This is a genomic window from Massilia litorea (assembly GCF_015101885.1).
Taxonomy (GTDB): Bacteria; Pseudomonadota; Gammaproteobacteria; order Burkholderiales; family Burkholderiaceae_D; genus Telluria; species Telluria litorea.
Genome location: NZ_CP062941.1, coordinates 1 through 21,208, shown reverse-complemented (window position 1 = coordinate 21,208; position 21,208 = coordinate 1). Strand labels below are relative to the sequence as shown.

18 protein-coding genes and 1 pseudogene are annotated in these 21,208 nt (G+C 59.9%); 9 read left to right on the top strand and 10 right to left on the bottom strand.

Annotated features, from left to right (window positions below):
- The first annotated feature begins 2 nt into the window (after positions 1-2).
- Genes fliQ through LPB04_RS00080 form a run of 4 tightly spaced genes read left to right on the top strand, consistent with a single transcriptional unit; the run spans position 3 to position 4,265 of the window.
- Positions 3-272 carry a flagellar biosynthesis protein FliQ gene (gene fliQ / locus LPB04_RS00095; protein WP_193686803.1) on the top strand — a complete coding sequence of 90 codons (270 nt, stop codon included), beginning with the start codon at positions 3-5 and terminating at the stop codon, positions 270-272.
- A complete protein-coding gene (gene fliR / locus LPB04_RS00090) occupies positions 273-1,049 on the top strand; it encodes a flagellar biosynthetic protein FliR (RefSeq protein ID WP_193686802.1) in 777 nt (258 codons plus the stop codon).
- Positions 1,042-2,175: a flagellar type III secretion system protein FlhB gene (gene flhB / locus LPB04_RS00085; RefSeq protein ID WP_193686801.1), complete on the top strand. Its 1,134-nt coding sequence runs from the start codon at positions 1,042-1,044 to the stop codon at positions 2,173-2,175. The genes fliR and flhB overlap by 8 nt, the downstream gene beginning before the upstream one ends.
- The gene (locus LPB04_RS00080) at positions 2,172-4,265 is read left to right on the top strand and encodes a flagellar biosynthesis protein FlhA (RefSeq protein ID WP_193686800.1); all 2,094 of its coding nucleotides are present in this window, start codon (positions 2,172-2,174) and stop codon (positions 4,263-4,265) included. Before flhB ends, LPB04_RS00080 begins: the two co-directional genes overlap by 4 nt.
- A gap of 156 nt (positions 4,266-4,421) precedes the next feature.
- On the opposite strand, the gene LPB04_RS00075 is transcribed toward LPB04_RS00080, so the two are convergent.
- The 4 genes from LPB04_RS00075 to LPB04_RS00060 form a co-directional block, all read right to left on the bottom strand.
- Positions 4,422-5,255: a hypothetical protein gene (locus LPB04_RS00075; RefSeq protein WP_193686799.1), complete on the bottom strand. Its 834-nt coding sequence runs from the start codon at positions 5,253-5,255 to the stop codon at positions 4,422-4,424.
- Between the two features lie 80 nt (positions 5,256-5,335).
- The gene (locus tag LPB04_RS00070; RefSeq protein ID WP_193686798.1) at positions 5,336-6,193 is read right to left on the bottom strand and encodes a flagellin N-terminal helical domain-containing protein; all 858 of its coding nucleotides are present in this window, start codon (positions 6,191-6,193) and stop codon (positions 5,336-5,338) included.
- A gap of 202 nt (positions 6,194-6,395) precedes the next feature.
- Positions 6,396-7,253 (bottom strand): flagellin N-terminal helical domain-containing protein, encoded by an 858-nt coding sequence (locus tag LPB04_RS00065; protein WP_193686797.1) that lies wholly within the window; start codon positions 7,251-7,253, stop codon positions 6,396-6,398.
- Positions 7,254-7,453: 200 nt separating this feature from the next.
- On the bottom strand, positions 7,454-8,311 hold the full coding sequence (locus LPB04_RS00060; protein ID WP_193686796.1) for a flagellin N-terminal helical domain-containing protein: 858 nt from the start codon (positions 8,309-8,311) through the stop codon (positions 7,454-7,456).
- 288 nt (positions 8,312-8,599) lie between these two features.
- Here LPB04_RS00060 and LPB04_RS00055 point away from each other — a divergent pair, with 288 nt between their 5' ends.
- Together LPB04_RS00055 and LPB04_RS00050 are read left to right on the top strand one after the other, a co-directional pair.
- Complete coding sequence (locus LPB04_RS00055) at positions 8,600-9,502, top strand: NAD-dependent epimerase/dehydratase family protein (protein ID WP_227496558.1); 903 nt, start codon at positions 8,600-8,602, stop codon at positions 9,500-9,502.
- 449 nt (positions 9,503-9,951) lie between these two features.
- A complete protein-coding gene (locus tag LPB04_RS00050; RefSeq protein ID WP_193686794.1) occupies positions 9,952-10,965 on the top strand; it encodes a RelA/SpoT domain-containing protein in 1,014 nt (337 codons plus the stop codon).
- A 31-nt stretch (positions 10,966-10,996) separates the two neighbouring features.
- On the opposite strand, the gene LPB04_RS00045 is transcribed toward LPB04_RS00050, so the two are convergent.
- The 6 genes from LPB04_RS00045 to LPB04_RS00020 all read right to left on the bottom strand — a co-directional run bounded on the left by LPB04_RS00045 (position 10,997) and on the right by LPB04_RS00020 (position 16,922).
- Positions 10,997-11,554, bottom strand: a complete 558-nt coding sequence (locus LPB04_RS00045) for a recombinase family protein (protein ID WP_193686791.1) — start codon at positions 11,552-11,554, stop codon at positions 10,997-10,999.
- 407 nt (positions 11,555-11,961) lie between these two features.
- Positions 11,962-13,106 (bottom strand): IS3 family transposase gene (locus LPB04_RS00040; protein WP_193686218.1). Its coding sequence is split into 2 segments (ribosomal slippage): positions 11,962-12,848 and positions 12,848-13,106, totalling 1,146 coding nucleotides; the frame shifts between segments, so codons are not numbered across the junction.
- 27 nt (positions 13,107-13,133) lie between these two features.
- On the bottom strand, positions 13,134-13,703 hold the full coding sequence (locus LPB04_RS00035) for a hypothetical protein (protein ID WP_193686790.1): 570 nt from the start codon (positions 13,701-13,703) through the stop codon (positions 13,134-13,136).
- A 493-nt stretch (positions 13,704-14,196) separates the two neighbouring features.
- Positions 14,197-14,748 (bottom strand): hypothetical protein, encoded by a 552-nt coding sequence (locus LPB04_RS00030; RefSeq protein WP_193686789.1) that lies wholly within the window; start codon positions 14,746-14,748, stop codon positions 14,197-14,199.
- Between the two features lie 825 nt (positions 14,749-15,573).
- Positions 15,574-16,095, bottom strand: a complete 522-nt coding sequence (locus tag LPB04_RS00025; RefSeq protein WP_193686788.1) for a hypothetical protein — start codon at positions 16,093-16,095, stop codon at positions 15,574-15,576.
- Positions 16,092-16,922, bottom strand: coding sequence for a site-specific integrase (locus tag LPB04_RS00020; RefSeq protein ID WP_193686787.1), 831 nt, complete (start codon positions 16,920-16,922; stop codon positions 16,092-16,094). Before LPB04_RS00020 ends, LPB04_RS00025 begins: the two co-directional genes overlap by 4 nt.
- A gap of 316 nt (positions 16,923-17,238) precedes the next feature.
- Between LPB04_RS00020 and dusA the strand changes: the two genes are divergently transcribed.
- The 3 genes and pseudogenes from dusA (at position 17,239) to LPB04_RS00005 (ending at position 20,904) form a co-directional block, all read left to right on the top strand.
- Complete coding sequence (gene dusA / locus LPB04_RS00015) at positions 17,239-18,240, top strand: tRNA dihydrouridine(20/20a) synthase DusA (protein ID WP_193686786.1); 1,002 nt, start codon at positions 17,239-17,241, stop codon at positions 18,238-18,240.
- A gap of 486 nt (positions 18,241-18,726) precedes the next feature.
- A pseudogene (locus tag LPB04_RS24325) lies at positions 18,727-20,477 on the top strand (methyl-accepting chemotaxis protein).
- Between the two features lie 82 nt (positions 20,478-20,559).
- Positions 20,560-20,904, top strand: a complete 345-nt coding sequence (locus LPB04_RS00005) for an energy transducer TonB (protein ID WP_193686785.1) — start codon at positions 20,560-20,562, stop codon at positions 20,902-20,904.
- Positions 20,905-21,208 lie beyond the last annotated feature (304 nt).

The following is a 21,208-nucleotide window of genomic DNA, read 5'->3' as shown; positions in this document are numbered from 1 at the left end:
AAATGAATCCTGATGTTGCGGTCGACCTGATCGCCGAAGCGCTGCGCGTGGTGATGCTGCTGGTGCTGGTTCTGGTGGTGCCGGGCCTGCTCATGGGCCTGGTCGTCGCCCTGGTGCAGGCGGCCACCCAGATCAACGAACAAACCCTCAGCTTCCTGCCGCGCCTCCTGGTGACGCTGGCGGCGCTGATCCTGGCCGGTCACTGGATGACCGGCTACCTGATGGACTATTGCGTGTCGGTGTTCCAGCGCGCGGCCACATTAGCAAGCTAGATGGATTTCGTCAGCTACCTGCTGCCGTTGATCGGCGCCCTGTGGTGGCCGTTCTGCCGCATCATGGCGCTGTTATCGAGCGCGCCGGCGATCGGCGACGGCATGGTGCCGATTCCCGTGCGCGCGCTGCTGTCGCTGGTGATCGCCTTCCTGATGCTGCCGCTGACGAAAAACATGGCCATGCCCGATCCGTTTTCGCTGGCCGGCGTGGTCGCCATGTTCGAGCAGGCGGTGATCGGCGGCGTGATGGGTTTCGCGCTGCAGTTCGCAACATCGGCCATCTCGATGCTCGGCTTTCTCGCCTCGAGCCAGATCGGCTTTTCGATGGCGCAGATGAACGACCCGGTCAACGGCCAGCAGTCGGACGTGATCTCGAGCCTGCTGGCGCTGGTCGCGATCTTCGTCTTCTTCGCGATCGACGGGCACCTCGTGCTGACGACGGTCCTGGGCCAGAGCTTCCACGCCTGGCCGGTGGGGCAGGGGCTCGGGTCGATCGTGCTGCAGACGGTGGCGCTGAACGTGGGCTGGGTGTTCGCCGCGGCCATGCTGCTGGCGCTCCCGATCGTGTTTTCGACGATGGTGGTGCAGATCGGCTTCGGCTTCCTGAACCGCGTGGCGCCCTCTCTGAATCTGTTTTCGCTGGGCTTTTCGCTGGTGACCATCTTCGGCCTGATGATGCTGGTGCAGCTGGTGCGCTTCATCCCCGAACACTATATCCAGGTGACGAATGCGGTACTCGAAATGCTGCAGCAACAGATGAGGGCCGCTCGTGGCTGATACCGGCGACAAAACCGAAAAGGCCTCAGCGCAAAAGCTGAGGAAAGCGCGCCAGGAAGGGCAGGTGGTCCGCTCGCGCGATCTGGCCACCGCAATCGGTATCCTGGTGAGCCTGAAGGTGTTCTCGATGATGCTGCCGGCCTACCTGGAATCGTTCAGGTCGATCTTCAGGCTCGTCTTCGTTCCGCTCGGAGAAACGGGGGCGATGGAAAACGCGATGTCGGTGGTCTTCATGGCCGCCGCCACGCTGTTCGTCAAGATGGTGCTGCCGCTGGCGGTGGTGCCGGCGGCGATCGTCGTCGGCGGCCTGGTGCCGGGCGGGTGGGTGATGTCGGGGCAGAACCTGATGCCGAAGGCCGAGCGCCTCAGTCCGATGAAAAACCTGGGCAACCTGCTCAGCCAGAAGCACCTGGTCGGCTTTGCGGTCGCGGTGGGCAAGGCGGTCGTGCTGGGCTTCGTGCTGGTGCACGTGACGCGCTCCGGCATCTCGGGCTACATCGACCTGCAACGCCTGCCCCTGGGCGACGCCATCGTGCACGGCGGGACGATGATGTTCGACGCTCTGTTCGCGCTGGTCGCCGTGTTCGTGATCTTCGCCGTGCTCGACGTGCCGATCCAGGCCTTCCAGTTTGCGAAGAACCAGCGGATGAGCAAGCAGGACCAGAAGGAAGAACACAAGACCAGCGAGGGCCGCCCTGAAGTGAAGCAGCGCGTGCGCCAGTTGCAGCGCCAGCTGGCCCAGCGCAGCGTGAACAAGACGGTGCCGACGGCCGACGTCGTGATCGTCAATCCCGAGCACTACGCGGTGGCCCTGAAATACGATACGAACCGTGCCGAGGCGCCGTACGTGGTGGCCAAGGGCGTCGACGAGATGGCGCTCTACATCAAGGGCGTCGCCGCGAAACACAAGATCGAGACAGTGTCGCTGCCGCCGCTGGCGCGCGCGATCTACAACACCAGCCAGGTGCAGCAGCAGATTCCGGCCCAGCTTTACCAGGCCGTGTCGCAGGTGCTGAACTATGTGCTGCAATTGAATGCTTTCCGTGATGGCCGGCGCCAGGCGCCCCCACGGTTCCCCAATGACGTGGCCGTGCCACACCATTTGAGCGAGGTATCCGCTTCATGAATTCCCTGAACGCCTTTATCGCCGAACTGCGGCGCCAGAAGTTTGCCGCCCCGGTCTTCCTCCTGATGCTGCTGGGGATGATCATGCTGCCGCTGCCGCCGGTGCTGCTCGACGTCCTGTTCACCTTCAACATCGTGCTGGCCCTGATCGTGATCCTGGTCGCGGTCTCTGCCCGCCGGCCGCTCGACTTCTCGGTCTTCCCGACGGTCATTCTCGGCACCACGCTGATGCGCCTCGCCCTGAATGTGGCCTCCACGCGCGTGGTCCTGCTGCATGGCCACGAAGGCACGCACGCCGCCGGTAACGTCATCGAATCCTTCGGCAACGTCGTCATCGGCGGCAATTTCGTGGTCGGCCTGGTGGTGTTCATCATCCTGATGATCATTAATTTCGTGGTCGTGACCAAGGGTTCGGAACGTATCTCCGAAGTGTCGGCGCGCTTCACCCTCGACGCGCTGCCCGGCAAACAGATGGCGATCGACGCCGACCTGAACGCGGGACTGATCAATCAGGAAAAAGCGCAGCTGCGCCGCAAGGAAGTCGCCGCCGAAGCCGACTTCTACGGCGCGATGGACGGCGCTTCCAAATTCGTGCGCGGCGATGCCGTCGCCTCGATCCTGATCCTGATCATCAACCTGATCGGCGGTATCGCAATCGGTTCGCTGATGTACGACCTGCCGCTCGGCGAAGCCTTCCGCGTGTATGCGCTGCTCACCATCGGCGACGGCCTGGTCGCGCAGATCCCCGCGCTGCTGCTGTCGGCCGCCGCCGCCATCCTGGTGACGCGCATCGGCGAAGCAGGGGACCTCGATAAACAGGTCGGCAGCCAGCTGCTGGCCCAGCCGACGACGCTGTTCGCCGCCTCCGGCGTGATGGTGATCCTGGCCCTGGTGCCGGGCATGCCGAAGCTGGTCTTCTTCGTCTTCGCCGCCGCCCTGGGCTACGCCGGCTGGCGCCTGCATACCCGCGTGCAGCCGGCCGACAATGCCGGCGTGGCCGCGATCGAAGCGGCCCTGCGCGACGACCGCGCGCCGGAACTCGACTGGGAACAGCTGCCGGTGGTGCAGCCGATTTCGGTGGCGGTCGGTTATAAACTCGTGAACATGGTCGACAAGGCGCAGGGCGAGCAGCTCACCAAGCGCATCAAGGGCATCCGCCAGAGCCTGTCCGAGTCGATGGGCGTGCTGTTGCCCGCCATCGGCGTGCGCGACGATCTCGCATTGCGGCCTTCGCAGTATTCGGTCAGCCTGTCGGGCGTGGTCGTGGCCGAGGGCGAGGTTCATCCCGAACACCTGATGGCGATCCCGTCGCCCAACGTCTACGGCGAACTCGATGGCATCCCGGGCCTGGAACCGGCCTTTGGAATGGCCGTCACCTGGATCACGCCCGACCAGAAGGGCCATGCGCTGGGCCTCGGTTACCAGGTGGTCGAGGTGCCGAGCGTGATCGCGACCCACTGCTCGAAAGTGATCCGCGACCACCTGCACGAACTGTTCCGCCACGACGACGTGCCGGCGCTGATGGAGCGCCTGACTGCGCTCTCGCCGAAGCTCGCGAGCGCACTGGAAAAGGCGCTGAACCACACCCAGCTGCTGCGGGTGTTCCGCGTGTTATTGGCGGAAGGCGTGTCGCTGAAGGATATCGTCGTCATCGGCACCACGCTGCTGGACTCTTCGGAAACCACCAAGGATCCGATCCTGCTGGCGGCCGAAGTGCGCTGCGCGCTGCGGCGCCAGATCGTCTCCGGCCTGTTCGGCAAGAAGAAGGACATGCCGGCCTTTAACCTGTCGGCCGAGTTGGAAAACATGCTGCTCGGTTCCCTGAACCAGGCGCGCCAGAGCGGGGGCGGGAAGGTCGCGCTGGACAACTACCCGATCGATCCGCAGCTGCTGTCGCAACTGCAGATCAACATGCCGGTCGCGCGCGAGCAGATGAAGGGGCAGCACACGCCGCCGCTGCTGCTGGTGCTGCCGCAGGTGCGGCCGCTGCTGGCGCGTTATGCCAAGCTGTTTGCGCCGGGGCTGAATGTGCTGTCGTATAACGAGATTCCCGAGAACCGGGAAGTGTCGATCGTGGGGACGGTAGGGTAATTCGCGACGTGCACACGATGTAAACGCGTGGGCACAGGTGCCCACCCTACGATGCACGACGGTAGCAGGTGTTTTTCACCATTGGCGCTTGTGTAACGTAGGGTGGGCACCCGTGCCCACGCGTTCGTACCCATGCAAACCACTACGGCCAGCCAATCACCCCTGCGCCGGCAACATCAAGGCCAACTCCGCCACCGCCCGGAACACCGGCAAGGTCAACACCTCCGCCGCATCCTCCGCCGCCAGCAGCGCGTGCGCCGCCCCGGCCGGCACGATGCCGGTCCTGAAATGCCACCTCACCACGACCAGTCCCGCGCGTTCCACCGCTGCGTCGAGGGCCGGCTGCAGGGCGCGCAGGCGCGCCAGCGCCGCGGCATCGGGCGCCGCCATCTCGATGGCGACGCCGCCCGGCACCGGCTCGACCTGCACCGCGACATGGGTGCCGTCGGCCAGCTCGAGTTCCAGTCGCAGCGCCGCGCGCGGCTGGCGCCGGCGTCCGCCGCTGCCGTCGGCTCCCTTGCGCAAGACCTGCAAATGCTGGGCCTGGGCGCTGCCCGCGTGCACCGTGAAGCGCCAGGCATCGGCCGGCAGCAGCTGGCCGTCGAGTGCGCGCCCCGGCGTGCGTCCTTCCTGGCCCGCGAGCAGCGAGGCAGGCGCCAGCGCGCCGCCGCGGGTGCGCAGGTCGCGTTCGAGCAGCGTCGCCCCGTAATTGCCGACCATCGTGCGCCAGTTGCCCGCCAGCGTACGGCCATCGCTGGGCCCGAAGCTCATCTGGCGCGACATGAACACCTGGTCCGGACGCATCGCGGCGCCGTCTCCCGGCCCGGTGTCCGCAGCGGCAAGGGCGAGGGGAAGCGGCTGCGATTGGGGCAGCGGCAGTTCGGCCTCTGCGGCGGCAAAGGCGACCGCCGCGACCGGGGAGACCGCACCGACCTGCAACTGCGGCATGGTCGGGGGGAGAAGGGGAGCCGAGAGCGAAAGAGGATTCATGGCGCGATCCAAAAAAAAGCCAGCCGGAGTGCGGCTGGCCCATGTTACGCCCGGCTGGGTTCAGCCGGAGCTAGCCGTGATTACTGCAGGAGCGACATGACCATCGACGACATCTGGTTGGTCTGCTTCAGCATGGCGGTGCCGGCTTGCATCAGCATCTGCTTGGCGGTCATGTTCGACGATTCGGTGGCGAAGTCGGTGTCCATGATGCGGCCGGTTGCGGCCTTGCTGTTGGTGCTGACGTTGGCCAGGTTGTTGTACACGTGTTCCAGGCGGTTGGCTGCAGCGCCCAGGCCCGAACGGACCTTGCCGACCGACGCCAGCGCGGTGTCGAGGTTGCCGATGGCGGTGGTGGCGCCAGCCGAGGTCTTGATTTCGGTTCCGGCTGCACCCGCAGCGTACGAAGCCGTCGCGGTGCCGACGTCGGTGGCGATCTGGCCCACGTCGGTGCCCAGGTTGACGGTCATGGTTTCGGTCGAGCTCGCGCCGATCTGGAATTTCATGGCGCCGGCGATGGTGCCGCCGATCAGCAGCTTGGCGCCGCCGAAGGTGGTGTTCTTCAGCACGTTGCCCAGTTCGGTGCCCAGTGCATCGTATTCCAGCTGCATGGCATCCTTGTCGGCCTGGGTCGACGACTGGTCGGCGGCCTGGGTTGCCAGGTCCTTCATGCGGACCAGCATGTTGCTCACTTCGTCGAGCGCGCCTTCGGCGGTCTGCAGCATCGAAGTCGAATTCTGGGTGTTGCGCATTGCAACGGCCATGCCGCTGGTCTGTGCTTTCAGGCGGGTGGCGATCTGCAGGCCGGCAGCGTCGTCCATTGCCGAGTTGATGCGGTAACCGGTCGACAGGCGGGTCATCGAGGTCGACAGGCTGGTCTGGGTGCGCGAGATCGAGTTCTGGGCGGAAAGGCCGGCGGCGTTGGTGTGAAGGCTCAGCATGGTGTTATTCCTGGTTGGGTTAGACGTTTGGCGCTAGGTTTTCCGCGCTCTCAAAGATACAAGACGACTACGCGCCGGGTTTCATTAAGTGCTGTGCGGAAATTATTTTCAGCTGGTTTCGAAGGGCCAAAAAAAAGCCAACCGTACGGCGGTTGGCTTCGGATAGTCCCGCGGCCCCGGAAGGCCGCAGTGACAAATTCGATTACTGCAGGAGCGACATGACCATCGACGACATCTGGTTGGTCTGCTTCAGCATGGCGGTGCCGGCTTGCATCAGCATCTGCTTGGCGGTCATGTTCGACGATTCGGTGGCGAAGTCGGTGTCCATGATGCGGCCGGTTGCGGCCTTGCTGTTGGTGCTGACGTTGGCCAGGTTGTTGTACACGTGTTCCAGGCGGTTGGCGGCAGCGCCCAGGCCCGAACGGACCTTGCCGACCGACGCCAGTGCGGTGTCGAGGCTGCCGATGGCGGTAGTGGCGCCGGCGGAGGTCGAGATTTCGGTACCGGCTGCACCCGCAGCGTACGAAGCCGTCGCGGCGCCGACGTCGGTGGCGATCTGGCCCACGTCGGTGCCCAGGTTGACGGTCATGGTTTCGGTCGAGCTCGCGCCGATCTGGAATTTCATGGCGCCGGCGATGGTGCCGCCGATCAGCAGCTTGGCGCCGCCGAAGGTGGTGTTCTTCAGCACGTTGCCCAGTTCGGTGCCCAGTGCATCGTATTCCAGCTGCATGGCATCCTTGTCGGCCTGGGTCGACGACTGGTCGGCGGCCTGGGTTGCCAGGTCCTTCATGCGGACCAGCATGTTGCTCACTTCGTCCAGCGCGCCTTCGGCGGTCTGCAGCATCGAAGTCGAATTCTGGGTGTTACGCATTGCAACGGCCATGCCGCTGGTCTGTGCTTTCAGGCGGGTGGCGATCTGCAGGCCGGCAGCGTCGTCCATTGCCGAGTTGATGCGGTAACCGGTCGACAGGCGGGTCATCGAGGTCGACAGGCTGGTCTGGGTGCGCGAGATCGAGTTCTGGGCGGAAAGGCCGGCGGCGTTGGTGTGAAGGCTCAGCATGGTGTTATTCCTGGTTGGTTGGGTCGTTTGGAGCAAGGTTCTGCGCGCTCTCAACGATACAAGACGACCGCCCGCATCGATTCATTAAATGCCGTACGGAAATTATTTTGAAGTTTATTCGAAGGCCAAAAAAAAGCCAACCGCGCGGCGGTTGGCTTCGGGTAGTCCCGCGGCCCCGGAAGGCCGCAGTGACAATTCGATTACTGCAGGAGCGACATGACCATCGACGACATCTGGTTGGTCTGCTTCAGCATGGCGGTGCCGGCTTGCATCAGCATCTGCTTGGCGGTCATGTTCGACGATTCGGTGGCGAAGTCGGTGTCCATGATGCGGCCGGTTGCGGCCTTGCTGTTGGTGCTGACGTTGGCCAGGTTGTTGTACACGTGTTCCAGGCGGTTGGCGGCAGCGCCCAGGCCCGAACGCACCTTGCCGACCGATGCCAGCGCGGTGTCGAGCTTGGCGATCGAGGCGGTGGCGGCAGCGCCGCTGGCGATTTCGGTGCCGGTGGCGGCGCCGCCGTAGTTGGCGGTGGCCAGGCCGACGTTGGTGTCGGCCGCGGTCACGTCACCCGACAGGTCGACCGCCATCGTTTCGGTCGAGCTCGCGCCGATCTGGAATTTCATGGCGCTGGCAACGGTACCGCCGACCAGCAGCTTGGCGCCGCCGAAGGTGGTGTTCTTCATCACGTTGCCCAGTTCCAGGCCGAGTGCGTCGAATTCCAGCTGCATGGCGTCCTTGTCGGCCTGGGTCGACGACTGGTCGGCGGCCTGGGTTGCCAGGTCTTTCATGCGGACCAGCATGTTGCTTACTTCGTCGAGCGCGCCTTCGGCGGTCTGCAGCATCGAAGTCGAATTCTGGGTGTTACGCATTGCAACGGCCATGCCGCTGGTCTGTGCTTTCAGGCGGGTGGCGATCTGCAGGCCGGCAGCGTCGTCCATTGCCGAGTTGATGCGGTAACCGGTCGACAGGCGGGTCATCGAGGTCGACAGGCTGGTCTGGGTGCGCGAGATCGAGTTTTGGGCGGAAAGGCCGGCGGCGTTGGTGTGAAGGCTCAGCATGGTGAACTCCTGGTATTGGGTGAATCGGTTGAATGGTGCGCCTCTTCGCGCTCTCACAAGTACAAGACGACCGCTTTCAGCAGTTCATTAAGTGCCGTGTGGAAATATTTTAGGTGGGAGCGCTCGGCGCGCCTCATGCTGCCCGAGCGTATAATCTTGCTATCACACATGAGGGTCACGAGGAAGACAGATGGAACAGGCAGCAGCCCATGCCAGCCCGGTTTGCGGCGTTACCGCAGGTCTTGACGATGTCGTTGGTTGCCGAACCTGTTCGTCCAGAGCACTAACGTGAACGAAGCGCCACCTCGCCGCGCCCTGGTCACCGGGGCCAGCGGCTATGTCGGGTCACATCTCGCGCGCAGGCTCCTGGCCGCGGGCTGGAAGGTGCATGTCCTGCTGCGCGCCGGTTCCAGCTTTCCGGCACCGGCGCCGGCCCTGACCGTGCACCGTTTCGAAGGCGCTACCGAGGACCTGGTCCGGATCGTGCAGCAGGCCGCGCCGGATGTCGTCTTTCACCTGGCCGCCGTTTTCGTCGCCGAGCACCGGCCCCAGGACGTCGCGCCGCTGGTGCAGGCGAACCTGCTGTTCGCCACCCAGCTGGCCGAGGCGATGCGGGTCGCCGGCGTGCGCAAGCTGGTCAATACCGGCACCGCCTGGCAGCACTACGGCGACCGCGACTACGATCCGGTCAACCTGTACGCCGCCACCAAGCAGGCCTTCGAAGCGATCCTGGCGTATTACGTCAACGCGCACGCATTCCGGGTCGCGACGCTGGTGCTGTTCGACACCTACGGCCCGGGCGACGTCCGCCCCAAGCTGATGACCGCGCTGTGGCGCGCGGCGCGCAGCGGCGAACGGCTGGCCATGTCCAGCGGCCGCCAGCTGCTCGACCTGGTGTATGTCGACGACGTCGTCGATGCCTATATTGCGGCGGCGGATGCCTTGCGCACGGCCGCGCCGGGACAGCTGCACTACCGGGTATCGTCCGGCGCGCCGCTGCGCCTGACCGAGCTGGTGGCCGCCTTCGAGGCCGTGGCCGGCCTGCCGATCGCCGCCGACTGGGGTGCGCGCCCCGACCGACCGCGCGAGATGCTGCTTCCCTGGACGGGAGGCGCGCCGCCGCCGGGCTGGCAGCCACGGATCGCCCTGGCCGACGGCATCCGCCGCAGCGCACCGCCGGCTGACGCATAAACAGGCCCCGCTTGAGGGGGAGGGCGATTCTTCTGTAAAATGCCCGGCTTGCCTGCGCCTTCCCCGATCGCGCGAGGCGCCAGCAAAGGATTGTTCCGCATGACCTACCGCCCCCGCACCCTCAGCGTTGCCCCCATGATGGACTGGACGTAATTTCCAGTATTCATGCGGGTTTCAAGAGGTTCGTGTGCATGATGTGTGCACTCATCGGTGACTGCAAAACCCGATCTTTCCTCTAGGTTTGTCAAAAAAATAAAAAAATCCGCGAGGTCGGTTACGCCGCTTAACGCCAATGGGGATGACCGAACTGTAGCATTTCCGGAAATTGAAATATCGACAAGAGACTGCTGCCGTTCGCTCACTTCACAAGGAACACGGCCCTAGTTCTTCATAATTTTCCGCCCTGCATCTCTACGGATTAAAATGATCTTTTTTTTCCAAGAGGCAGTATGGCGTACGCTACCCTACAGTTCACCCGCACCGAATACAACGCTGCTGGTCGTGCCTTTGCCGACGCCGTTGGAAACCCCGCTGACTGCTTGGCAATAATCGACAACTTTCGCGCCTCGCATGCACATCCTCTCAACACCTTCCATACCACGCTAAAGAACCGTGCTCAGAAGCTTGCCCCGAAAGCACTAGTGGTGCAGCGTATCAAGCGACTTGATTCGATTGCGGCCAAGCTCAGGAGCAAGAGTAGTATGCGGCTGACGCAAATGCAGGATATTGGTGGTTGTAGAGCCGTCATGCCGACCGTCCAATTGGTCAGACGGTTGGAGGCGACGTACGTGAATTCGCCTTTAGTCCATACACTGTCGAACAGCAAGGACTATATTGCAACACCCAAACCAACTGGCTACCGGGGTGTCCACCTTATGTACACGTTCGCTGGTGCTTCTAGTCCCTATGCCGGGCTGAAGCTTGAAATCCAGATTCGGACACAGTTACAACATAAATGGGCTACTGCTGTCGAGGCAGCGGAAACATTCACTGGGCAGGCCCTGAAGTCGAACCTAGGGAGCGAGGAATGGAGGCGCTTCTTCGCACTGATGAGTTCTGTCTTTGCGCTGCGGGAAGGGTGCCCTACGGTTCCAGGAACGTCCGACGACTTTCTCAAGCTCTCCGAAGAAATACGGCAGCTTAACGCTAGTCATCACATGGCGAACGTGTTTGCGGCGTACAGGGCGATTCTGCCGAGGGTTGAGCAGCAGAAGAATGCGCGCTACTTCCTCGTCCGGCTCGAACCTGCTGGTCGAAGGGTGTTCGTAAGAGGGTATCGCAAAGAACAGTCCAGACTTGCACACCATGAATATACAACCGCTGAAAGCCTTATTCCTGCTGGCTCGTCAGTGCGCGTGGTTCTCGTATCCGTGTCCTCGATAAATTCACTCAAAAGAGCATATCCGAACTACTTTTTGGATACTGAGCAGTTTTTGAACGAAGTACGAGTCATTACGGGATGAAAGGAGTAAGCCGTATTTACGGCTATCGTAATCACTTCAGGGCGGCGTAAAGCGTACCTCTCGACACGTTGTATTCAGCCGCTAGTGCTACCTTACTATCGCCAGCAGCGCAGCGGGCCTTGATCGCTTCCACATCGGCTGGCTTGAGCCGTTCTGGTCGGCCCGCGGGCTTGCCTGCTGCCTTCGCTGCCGCGATACCTTCGCGCTGTCGCTCCAGGATCATCGACCGCTCAAACTCTGCGAATGCTCCCATCATGGAAAGCATGAGTGTGTTCATCGGACTGGAAGTGTCTGCGCTGAAGGTCAAGTTTTCCTTGACGAAGGTAACGGCTACGCCCTTATCGTTCAGGCCCGAAACGATCGCTCGCAGATCGACAAGGTTACGGGCAAGGCGGTCAATAGAGTGCACCATAACGGTATCGCCTTCACGAACAAAAGCTTGTAGGGCTACCAGAGCAGGGCGCTTCACATCTTTGCCGGATGCCTTATCTTCAAACACTCTGTCCAGCTTTATACCGTCCAGTTGACGTGCGAGGTTCTGGTCCACCGAACTCACGCGCACGTACCCAACTATTTGTCCTGCGGTCATTCACCTTCTCCTTCGTTGATGTGTTCAACAAAGTCTAAGAGATTGTTGGAATATGTGCAACAACTATCTTTTACGGCCTTGTTGAACAGTGTTTCTCGGCTGTTTTAGTGTGTTCATCAAGGTGTACTTCTTGCACATTTAACAGAACGATTTTACGTGGGGACGGTTTGGGACTCGATGCGGAGTAGCTTCGGAGCAATAGCGACGATATCTTGGGCAATCTTCAGCAAGATGAAGTAAGGAAGCGATAACCCTCCCATTGAGTACTGAAGCAAGTAATGAACAGCAGGATCGTAGCTGTTCTCGAATTCGCTAACTTCGTGAGCTGCTGACGGATGCGACCCATCGAGCGTATTTGCGACCCTCCGAATCAGCATGGCCTTCCCCCATCGTCACGGACACTTCCGTTAGGCGCATTTTAGGTTTTCAAACTGTACCGGGCTGATATACCCGAGAGTGGAATGACGCCGGCGTGGATTGTAGAACCTTTCGATATAGTCGAACACGTCTGCCCGTAAATCATCCCTGGTCCGGTAGTGCTTTTTGCTCAGCCGCTCGGTTTTCAGCGTCGAAAAGAAGCTTTCCATTGCAGCGTTGTCCCAGCAGTTGCCGCGACGGCTCATGCTGCAAACGATGCCGTGCGATTCGAGCAAGCGCTGGAAGTCTTCGCTGGTGTATTGCGAGCCCTGGTCCGAGTGATGCAATACTGCCCGAGGCCGGCCGCGGCGGAAGATGGCCATCAGCAGGGCATCCATTACCAGCTGCGCTGTCATGGTCGGTTGCATCGACCAGCCCACCACACGCCGCGAGTACAGGTCAAGGACGACAGCGACAAACAGCCAGCCTTCGCCAGTCCATACGTAAGTAAAGTCAGCAGCCCATTTCTGGTTCGGGCCTGGCGCTTCAAATTGCCGGTCCAGCAGGTTCGGCGCGATGGCGTGGACTGGCGAATCGAGCTGCCCAGGTGCGCGGCGACGCTTGTGGCGGGCCTTGATGCCGGCAGCTTTCATCAGCCGTGCCACGCGGTTCTCACTGCAGGCAAAGCCAGCATCGATAAGGTCTCGCACTACGCGCGGCGAACCGTATGTGCCATCGCTGGCTTCGTGGCTGTGCTTGATCGCCTTGAGGAGCTGCGCATTCTCACGTTCATGCGCACTTATTGGTCGGCCGAGCCAGTCGTAAAAACCACTGCTCGACACACCAAGCAGACGACACATCGTTCGCGTTGGCCAGATGGCTCTATATTTGGCGATGAAGCCGTACTTCACTTGAGGTCGGCTGCGAAGTAGCCGAGCGCCTTTTTTAAGATGTCGCGCTCCGTCTTGACCTTTGCCAGCTCGCGCCGCATGCGCTCATATTCCTGGGTCGATACCTTCTCGCCCCCGCCCGTAACCTCTGCATCCACGTTGGCGTCTCTGCACCACCGCCCCAGCAAATTGGCGCCAATGCCAAGGTCGCGGGCGATCGCCGCCTTGCTTGCACCAGGCTGGCCTACCAGCTTGACTGCCTCGCGCTTGAACTCTTCTGAAAACAACCGTCTTTCACGTGCCATGTAACTCCTCCGATAGGGACATCATACCTATCGAAAGTGTCCGCGCTGGTGGGGGAATGCCAGCATTTCCCTCGTAATCGATACTATTTTCAGCTCGCCGGTCTTGTCTGGATACGACATCCTTACAGCTTCAGCTCCAAGCCATTGGGAGTAGTTGCAGCGGGAGACATCCTCTGCCGCAGCAGCCTTGACCATTGGTTGGTCGCTGGCAACTTCCATAAAAGAGTAATTTTTTAGCTCCATCGAGCCATCAGTGTTGATTTTGCAGCTGACCCCGACAGTGAAAGATCTATCCTTGATATCCTGAGGGCCTGTGACAATGCTTCCATTGGCTGCGTACGTAATCACTCCCCCGGGCATGAAAGCGAAGACGAATCGAGAGCCACGTGCTGCGCGTAAGACTTTCTTTGCAGGCGTAGAAGTTTTGAAGCTCAAGGTTTTGGAAAACGCGGGAGCTAACTGTGGCAACACCGTTTTGAGATCAGCCCATACGCGAAGGGAGTGCGAGAGATCAAGTAATGAAACTTCATCGTAGGATCGTACCGAGGCTTCGTAGTGACGTTGCAGGCGTTCTAGATGAAGTAATACGGTTCGCATACCAACCCTCTGTTGAAAGCATAATTGTTAGAAATATGGAGTTGCTCGCTTAGAGATAGCAATGTTTTCCATTCGTTAATATACTAGATCACTTTAACGACGGGAAAATTAAATGCTTCGTACAACACTGATTTTTTCCTTTGCGATCTTAGGTGCATCGCATGCATTTGCCGATGATAGTGTATGTAGGCCGATGGCAGCTTTAGCAAAGATGTCCGCTGAGCAGCGGGACAGAGGAGTGTCTCAAGACGAGCTTCTTCGAGCACTCATAAGGGAAGGGAAGCTTGACTCAAAAGACTCGGCTGCGCCGTTTGTTGTAAACACCGTACTTTGGGTGTATGAGGAAAACGTCCCATCGAAAAGCGCTTATCAGCGAATGTTCGAGAAATGTCGCAGGGCCTTTGCAAAACAACGGTAGCGCGAGCAGAACTGGGAGCTGCTTTGCGCTTACCTTTCGCCAAGGTAGTAGCGTTGGCCTGTACGACGCTTTCTCCTAACAAGCGCGGTTGGGTTGGCTCCCGAAGTAGGTGCGACTCATCCCTTGAATCTTAGATCGACTCTTTACGAGATACGAAATCCAAACCAGACAGTCTGCGAGTTTGTCCCCAGCTAGGGTGGCGTAGTTCACCCGCTTACCCAGTCTCGTGCGGTGCATGGGGTTCTCTGGTGGTGCGATGTAGTAGGTCAGTTCACGTTTCTGCATCATCACGTTCAGCCAGTGCTGGGAGTTATGGTTGAGGACGGAGCATGGGTTGCGATACTTTGCTTCGGCCAGGATGAACACGTGAAAATGCAATCCCTTCTCGTCTTCTACTTCAAGACAACCCTTCCACTGACAGGGGATCTCCTTCCTGCGTAGTTCGAGGCAAAGAGCCTTCATGGCTGCTTGGTAGTCTCGGCTCTGTTCCGAACCCATCATTACAAGATGGTAGAGGCGTGGGGAGGTGTAGTAGTTATTGTTGAGCATATCCTTTATCTTCCGGTATGCCTTCTGGCTGTGCATTCCACCGTTGGCTAGTGTAATGGCTGTCTCTTCCTTCTTCATTGTTGATACTCCTTCTGTTACTGCTCCTACACTGCTTCTCCTTACTTACTAGTACAAATTGGCGGTGGTACACGAGCGGGTTAGGGGTTTCTCCTATATGGGAGTGCTTAAAACGGCTTAAATCACTGCTTTCATTGACAGGTCAAGAGAACTCCGTCATCATAGGAGAGCCTGAGATAATGGCTTTCTTCCAAAGAGGCGAATCGGGATTCCTGTCGATAACGTGTTTCAAACTGTGCTGCTTGCTATCTATCTTGGAATAGCGGTCTTCTGAGTGGATTTCTTCTTGGTGGCTACCTGCCTACCAACTTCTTCTTTGAGCGCCTCCTAGGGGCCTTATATTGCCTTGGATAGGCTGTTGAGTTGGCGCTGTCTCAGTTGATGTCAGTGCGGTACCGCCGCATCCAGTCTGCTCAAAAATTCAGCAACGCTATTACATATAAAACGTAGTGAAATGCTCAACCAGGCTGTGGTTTTCTGTCTTCGCGATAGAGAATCGACTACATCAGTGTCTTCGCTGGATTGCTGGGACTACGAGTTCTGACAAGTGAAGAAAGGTGGCGCTCGACTGCGGCGATAGGGTACAGGTAGTTCCTGCCGAGCAAGACGTACTCCGGGCCTTGGCCTCGTTTGCGCCATGCGTCAAGTGTGGACACCTTAACTCCTGCAAGCGTGGCAAAGCCATGCTCGTCTAGGCAGTTCACAAGCCGGGCTAGGTCGGCTACGTTGGGGGTGGTGGTGTGGGTTGCCTGCATTTCAGATCCTCTGCTGTTGTTGATGAGGACTGAACTGTAAGGTGCGAGTATTCAGCAACCCGGTTACTTGTCAATTCAGCGGGTTGTACTTTTTCGCTGTGGCGTGGATGGTTGTCGGGCTAACATCGTATTCAGCCGCAAGCGCCTTCACAATACCGTAGCTGGTCCCATCCGCTTTGCTGTCCCAGTACCGCTTCGCGATGCGGCGGCAGTCGCTTTCCTCCAGTTTTCGAGGCTTCGATGCTCGCTCGCTCTGGGTCTTGCTATGGCTTTCGACCTGAGCAAGCGCCTGTGCCGACAAAATGGAGTTCCGTACTCCGCTGAAAACGGTCACGATCTGCTGCTGTTTGACTACTACCTGTTTCAACGCTGCATTCAGCGATTCCTGACTGTCGTACGCTTGTTGCTCGCCGTCACAGAACACCAAATTGGCATATGAGCGGCAATATGCGACTAAGGTAGCGTGGTTGATGTCGTTGTCGTTCAGGTAGGGTTCAAGCCACGTAAGAGCACGCTGCACGCACTCGAAGAACTGTACAGGTGTACCGTCTGCTGGGAAGCCGTTGAATGGTTCGTCAGTAATTTTTGTCATGGTGTCTGAGTCTGAACTTTGGATAACGCCAACACAGCCGCGTGTACATCTTCCGAATTGGTATGGGTGTAGCGTTTCAGTTGGGTCCACGTTTTATGACCTGTCAGTACCGCAACCTCTGGAATTGACAGCCCAAGGCGGAACAGGTCGCTTGTGGCCTTATGCCGAAGATCGTGGAACCGAAGGTCTTCGATGCCCACCTTGGCACATGCACGGGTGAATGCTGTACTTACGCTGGATGCCTGATATGGAAACACCCGTCCAATCTTTCGCATTGCCAGTAGTGGTTCGACTAGTGCCCATGCAGCAGGTAGCAGGGGAACCGTTTGGTGGTTTCCTTCTTTCTTGCGGGGGTCCTTCCGGTCGCGAATGATAACCGTGCGCTTCTCCGCATCCACATCTTCTAGTTGGATCGAGCAAATCTCGTCTTGGCGCATGGCTGTAGCAAGGGCAAACGCGCAGAGAGTCGCCATGGGGATCGTCTGGCGCTTGTTGGCAGTCCAGAATGCGTAAAGCTTTTCGAGTTCAGCCGTGGTTGGCTCGCGATCACGCTCACTACTGCGGGTGCTCACGTTTCGGGCGCTCAAATCCCTGCGCGCATCACGGGCGAGGTCAGTCGGCAGGTCCATCCGTCTGGAGTGCTTGCCCCACTTTAAGATCGCCCCGAAGAAGGACAGGTCTGCGGCAATCGTCACGCCGCCAGCACCAGCTTTAACTCTTATGTCGATGAAGTCACGCAAGTGGATACTGTTGAGGCGTTTCAGCGGAACGCTCCCTAGCTCCCGCCTCAGCATGGCATGGGTTGCCTGTTTGGTGCGGCCGCCCATGTTACACTCTTGGGCGTAACCGTCGATTAGGTCGCCTACGCTATAACCTTCTGGTACGGGCTGGTATCCGCTCGCAACAATGTGCTCCGCTTGAACTTCTACTTGTTTCGCCCATGACTCAGCGTCACGCTTTCGGGTGAACGTCTCTCCCCGGTACATGCCACCTTTCCTAACCTGTGCCCGCCATTTCCCGCTGGGTAGCTTCGTTATTGTCGCCATCGTGTGCAATTCATGTATGTTGAGTTATGCCCGGATTATGAACGAATTATTTACCCTGTGTGCACGACGTGTGCACTGATTGCTGCACATAGCCAAAATGAACAACGAAAAGAGTAACAAAAACAGTAGGTTACTGAGTGTAGCCCCCATGATGGACTGGACCGACCGCCATTGCCGCGTCTTCCACCGCCAGATCACGCGCCATACCTGGCTGTATACAGAGATGGTGACCACCGGCGCCCTGGTCTACGGCGACGTCGAGCGCCACCTGCGTTTTGACGAGATCGAGCATCCGGTCGCGCTGCAGCTGGGCGGCAGCGAGCCGCTTGACCTCGCGAAAAGCGCGAAGCTGGGCCAGGAGTGGGGCTATGACGAGATCAACCTCAATTGCGGCTGCCCATCCGAGCGCGTGCAGCGCGGCGCCTTCGGTGCCTGCCTGATGAACGAGCCCCAGCTGGTGGCCGACTGCGTCAAGGCGATGCGCGATGCGGTGTCGATCGACGTCACGGTGAAGCATCGGATCGGCATCGACAAGGACGAGGAATACGGTTTTGTGCGTGATTTCGTCGGTACGATCGCCGATGCCGGCTGCCGCACCTTCATCGTCCACGCGAGAAATGCCATCCTGAAGGGCCTGTCGCCGAAGGAGAACCGCGAGATTCCGCCGCTGCGCTACGAAGTGGCATATGCACTCAAGCGTGAGTTTCCGGAGCTGGAAATCATCATCAACGGCGGCATCAAGACGGATGACGAAATCGCGCTGCACTTGCAGCACGTGGACGGCGTCATGCTCGGCCGCGAGGCCTACCACAACCCGTATTCGATGGCGAACTGGGACGCCCGCTTCTACGGCGACGACGCCGCGCCGAAGACGCGCGCCGAGGTGCTGGCGGCGATGGTGCCGTATATCGCCGCCCAGCTCGCGCAATATGGCGGGCATGGCCTCAAGCTCAACAGCATCACGCGCCACATGCTCGGTTTGACGGCCGGCCTGCCGGGGGCGCGTGCCTTCCGCCAGATGTTGTCGGACCCGAAGAGGCTGGCCACGGCCAACCCCGGCCTGTTGCTGGAAGCGGCAGCCCAGATCCGCAGCCTGTAAGGCCATCGCCTTACCGGCAGGTGGCTGCCAGACAGCCGCCTGCTTCGCCTTCCTGTTTGCTCCCAGCGCTCGCAGGCGCTTCGTTCTCCCAATCCCACTTCTTGTAGTTCAGTTATTGTCGAGGCAATCATGTCGATTGCCCTATGTCACCAGCTATGGTGCGTACGACAAGAACATGCGTGCTGTTTTGCTTGCATGTAGGAAATTTACTACACGGAAATATAAATTTGTGTAGACAGGTGAAGGCTGCGCTTGCTCTATGGCAAGGTCCGCTCCATAATTTCGAACACGGAATTGAGGATTTGCAACAAAACGTTCTGCGCCCGGCCCTGCGTTTTTTGATAACTGCACTGTTTTCGAGCCTTGGCGGTAAGTTTTTGATTTATCCTACGGGAAAGACTTGCCGTTAGGGAACGCAGCCTCCGACGACGGCACCACCGAAGCAAATCTGATCAACAGCTAGGAAGCGAAATGAATTTATCGAAGATGAAAGTCGGCATGCGCCTGGGACTGGGCTTCGCCCTGGTGCTGGTGCTGCTCGTCGCGGTCACCGTGGTCGGCGTCCTGCGCATGGCGCAGATCCAGGACCGCCTCGACCACGTGGTCAGCGTCAACAACGTGTCGAGCCGCGCCGTCATCGAGATGCGCAACAACGTCAGTGACCGCCTGGCCTCGCTGCGCGTGCTGACCCTGATGACCGACGCGACCGAAATGGAACCGGAGCTCAAGAAGTTCAAGGAGCAGACCGCCAAGTACGACGCGGCCCAGAGCAAGGTCAGCAAGATCTTCGGCGCCGAAGGCACCGACGCCGAAAAGGCGTTGCTGGCCGAGATCAAGGGCCATGAAGCCACCGCGATGCCTGCCATTGCCAAGGCGTCCGAGCTGTACCTGAAGAACGACGCCATGAGCGCCACCCGCGTCATGATCAAGGAAGTGCGTCCTGTCCAGAAGAAGTGGACCGAAGCGCTCGACAAGCTGGTGGAGCTGGAAGACAAGCAGAGCCTGCAGAGCCAGGAAGACGCGGCCAGTGCATTCGTCAACGCCCGTAACTTCATGCTGGTGCTGCTGGCCGTCGCCGTCGTGATGGGCGTCGCTGCGGCCTGGGTCATCACCCGCGGCCTGATCAAACAACTGGGCGGCGAGCCGGACTACACACGAAGATCGCGGGCAGCATTGCCCACGGCAACCTGGCGATCGCCATCGACACCCGTACCGCTGAACAAGGCAGCCTGCTGGCCGAAATGAACGGCATGCGCAACAGCCTGGTCGACATCGTCAGCCAGGTGCGCCGCGGTACCGAGACCATCGGCACCGCTTCGCGTGAAATCGCCGCCGGCAACATCGACCTGTCCTCGCGTACCGAACTGCAGGCCAGCTCGCTGGAAAAGACGGCCTCGGCCATGGAAACCCTCACCACCACCGTCCGCCAGAACGCCGAGCACGCTCGTGAAGCGAACCAGCTGGCGGCCAGCGCCTCGGACGTGGCCCGCAAGGGCGGCGACGTGGTGTCGCAAGTGGTCGGCACGATGGGCGAGATCAACAGCTCGGCCAGCAAGATCGCCGACATCATCGGCGTCATCGACGGCATCGCCTTCCAGACCAACATCCTGGCGCTGAACGCGGCAGTCGAAGCGGCACGTGCCGGCGAGCAGGGCCGTGGTTTCGCGGTCGTGGCTTCCGAAGTGCGCAGCCTGGCCCAGCGTTCGGCTGCGGCGGCCAAAGAGATCAAGACCCTGATCGGCGATTCCGTCGAGAAGGTCGAGCGCGGCAGCAAGCTGGTCGGCCAGGCCGGCGTGACGATGGATGAAGTCGTGGCGAGCGTCAAGCGCGTAACCGACATCATGGGCGAGATCGCCAACGCCAGCGCCGAGCAGAGCGCCGGCATCGAGCAGGTGAACATGTCGATCATCGAGATGGACAGCATGACCCAGCAGAATGCAGCCCTGGTCGAAGAGGCAGCCGCCGCCGCCCAGAGCCTGCAGGACCAGGCCGGCGAACTGGGCCGCGTGGTCAGCATCTTCAAGCTGGTCGAAGGCGAAGAGCAGAGCGTCGAGCCGACTTTGGCAGCGCCGGCACCAGCGGCACCGGTAGCGACCTTGCCGGCAGTGCGTACGCCGGCAGCGCGTCCGGCACGTACGCCGCGCGCGGCACTGAAGAAGCCCGCCGCTGCGGCAGCTCCGGCCAAGCCGAAGAAGGCACCGGTTGCAGCGGGCAGCGACGAATGGGAAGAATTTTAATTTACGGCGAATCCAGCCGGACTCACTGAAAGACCGCAGGCAGTCAGCGGCAGACCAACTACCTTTTTGGGAAATAAAAATCATGAAAAAGCCTTACCTGAGCGCCATCGCCACCCTCGTTTTCGCCACCATCGCCGGCTCGGCATTCGCCGGTGAAGTCCCGGCCTCGTTCGACCCGTCGAAGTGCAAGGTCGAATACCCGAAAGCCTCGCTGATGAATGAAGAGCAGGGCACGACCTCGATGTCCTTCCTGGTCAACACCGACGGCAGCGTCGCCGACTCGAAGCTGGAAAAGTCGAGCGGCTTCAAAGGCCTCGACAAGGCAGCCCAAAAAGGCCTGTCGGCTTGCAAGTTCAAGCCGGGCACCAAGGATGGCGCACCAGCGCAAACCTGGGCCAAGGTCGACTACGCATGGAAGCTCGACTGATCATCCGTCGATCCCTGCATGAAGAACAGCCGGCCTTTGCGCCGGCTGTTTTGTTGTGGATTCCCGATTCAATGGCAAGCTCGACCGTGCGCTGGCAAACGCCTGCCGAGGTAGCATAAGGTTTCCAGTCTGTTAATGGAATCTGGCCAAATGTATCGATTGTAAGCACTTGCATCAGTTCTACTGTGCACTGGAACGTCTGGCTATAGTGGTCTCACACCGAACCGAAAGGAGCACTACCATGAAACGAATCCTCATCACTCTTGCAGCAGCCGTGATCAGCACCGCCGCTTTCGCCCCGGTG

Excerpts from the sequence above, each read along its gene's own strand:
- fliQ (WP_193686803.1), top strand. The coding sequence starts at position 3 with ATGAATCCTGATGTTGCGGTCGACCTGATCGCCGAAGCGCTGCGCGTG.
- fliR (WP_193686802.1), top strand. The coding sequence starts at position 273 with ATGGATTTCGTCAGCTACCTGCTGCCGTTGATCGGCGCCCTGTGGTGG.
- LPB04_RS00080 (WP_193686800.1), top strand. The coding sequence starts at position 2,172 with ATGAATTCCCTGAACGCCTTTATCGCCGAACTGCGGCGCCAGAAGTTT.
- LPB04_RS00075 (WP_193686799.1), bottom strand. The coding sequence starts at position 5,255 with ATGAATCCTCTTTCGCTCTCGGCTCCCCTTCTCCCCCCGACCATGCCG.
- LPB04_RS00070 (WP_193686798.1), bottom strand. The coding sequence starts at position 6,193 with ATGCTGAGCCTTCACACCAACGCCGCCGGCCTTTCCGCCCAGAACTCG.
- LPB04_RS00065 (WP_193686797.1), bottom strand. The coding sequence starts at position 7,253 with ATGCTGAGCCTTCACACCAACGCCGCCGGCCTTTCCGCCCAGAACTCG.
- LPB04_RS00060 (WP_193686796.1), bottom strand. The coding sequence starts at position 8,311 with ATGCTGAGCCTTCACACCAACGCCGCCGGCCTTTCCGCCCAAAACTCG.
- LPB04_RS00050 (WP_193686794.1), top strand. The coding sequence starts at position 9,952 with ATGGCGTACGCTACCCTACAGTTCACCCGCACCGAATACAACGCTGCT.
- LPB04_RS00045 (WP_193686791.1), bottom strand. The coding sequence starts at position 11,554 with ATGACCGCAGGACAAATAGTTGGGTACGTGCGCGTGAGTTCGGTGGAC.
- LPB04_RS00035 (WP_193686790.1), bottom strand. The coding sequence starts at position 13,703 with ATGCGAACCGTATTACTTCATCTAGAACGCCTGCAACGTCACTACGAA.
- LPB04_RS00030 (WP_193686789.1), bottom strand. The coding sequence starts at position 14,748 with ATGAAGAAGGAAGAGACAGCCATTACACTAGCCAACGGTGGAATGCAC.
- LPB04_RS00025 (WP_193686788.1), bottom strand. The coding sequence starts at position 16,095 with ATGACAAAAATTACTGACGAACCATTCAACGGCTTCCCAGCAGACGGT.
- LPB04_RS00020 (WP_193686787.1), bottom strand. The coding sequence starts at position 16,922 with ATGGGCGGCCGCACCAAACAGGCAACCCATGCCATGCTGAGGCGGGAG.
- dusA (WP_193686786.1), top strand. The coding sequence starts at position 17,239 with ATGAACAACGAAAAGAGTAACAAAAACAGTAGGTTACTGAGTGTAGCC.
- LPB04_RS00005 (WP_193686785.1), top strand. The coding sequence starts at position 20,560 with ATGAAAAAGCCTTACCTGAGCGCCATCGCCACCCTCGTTTTCGCCACC.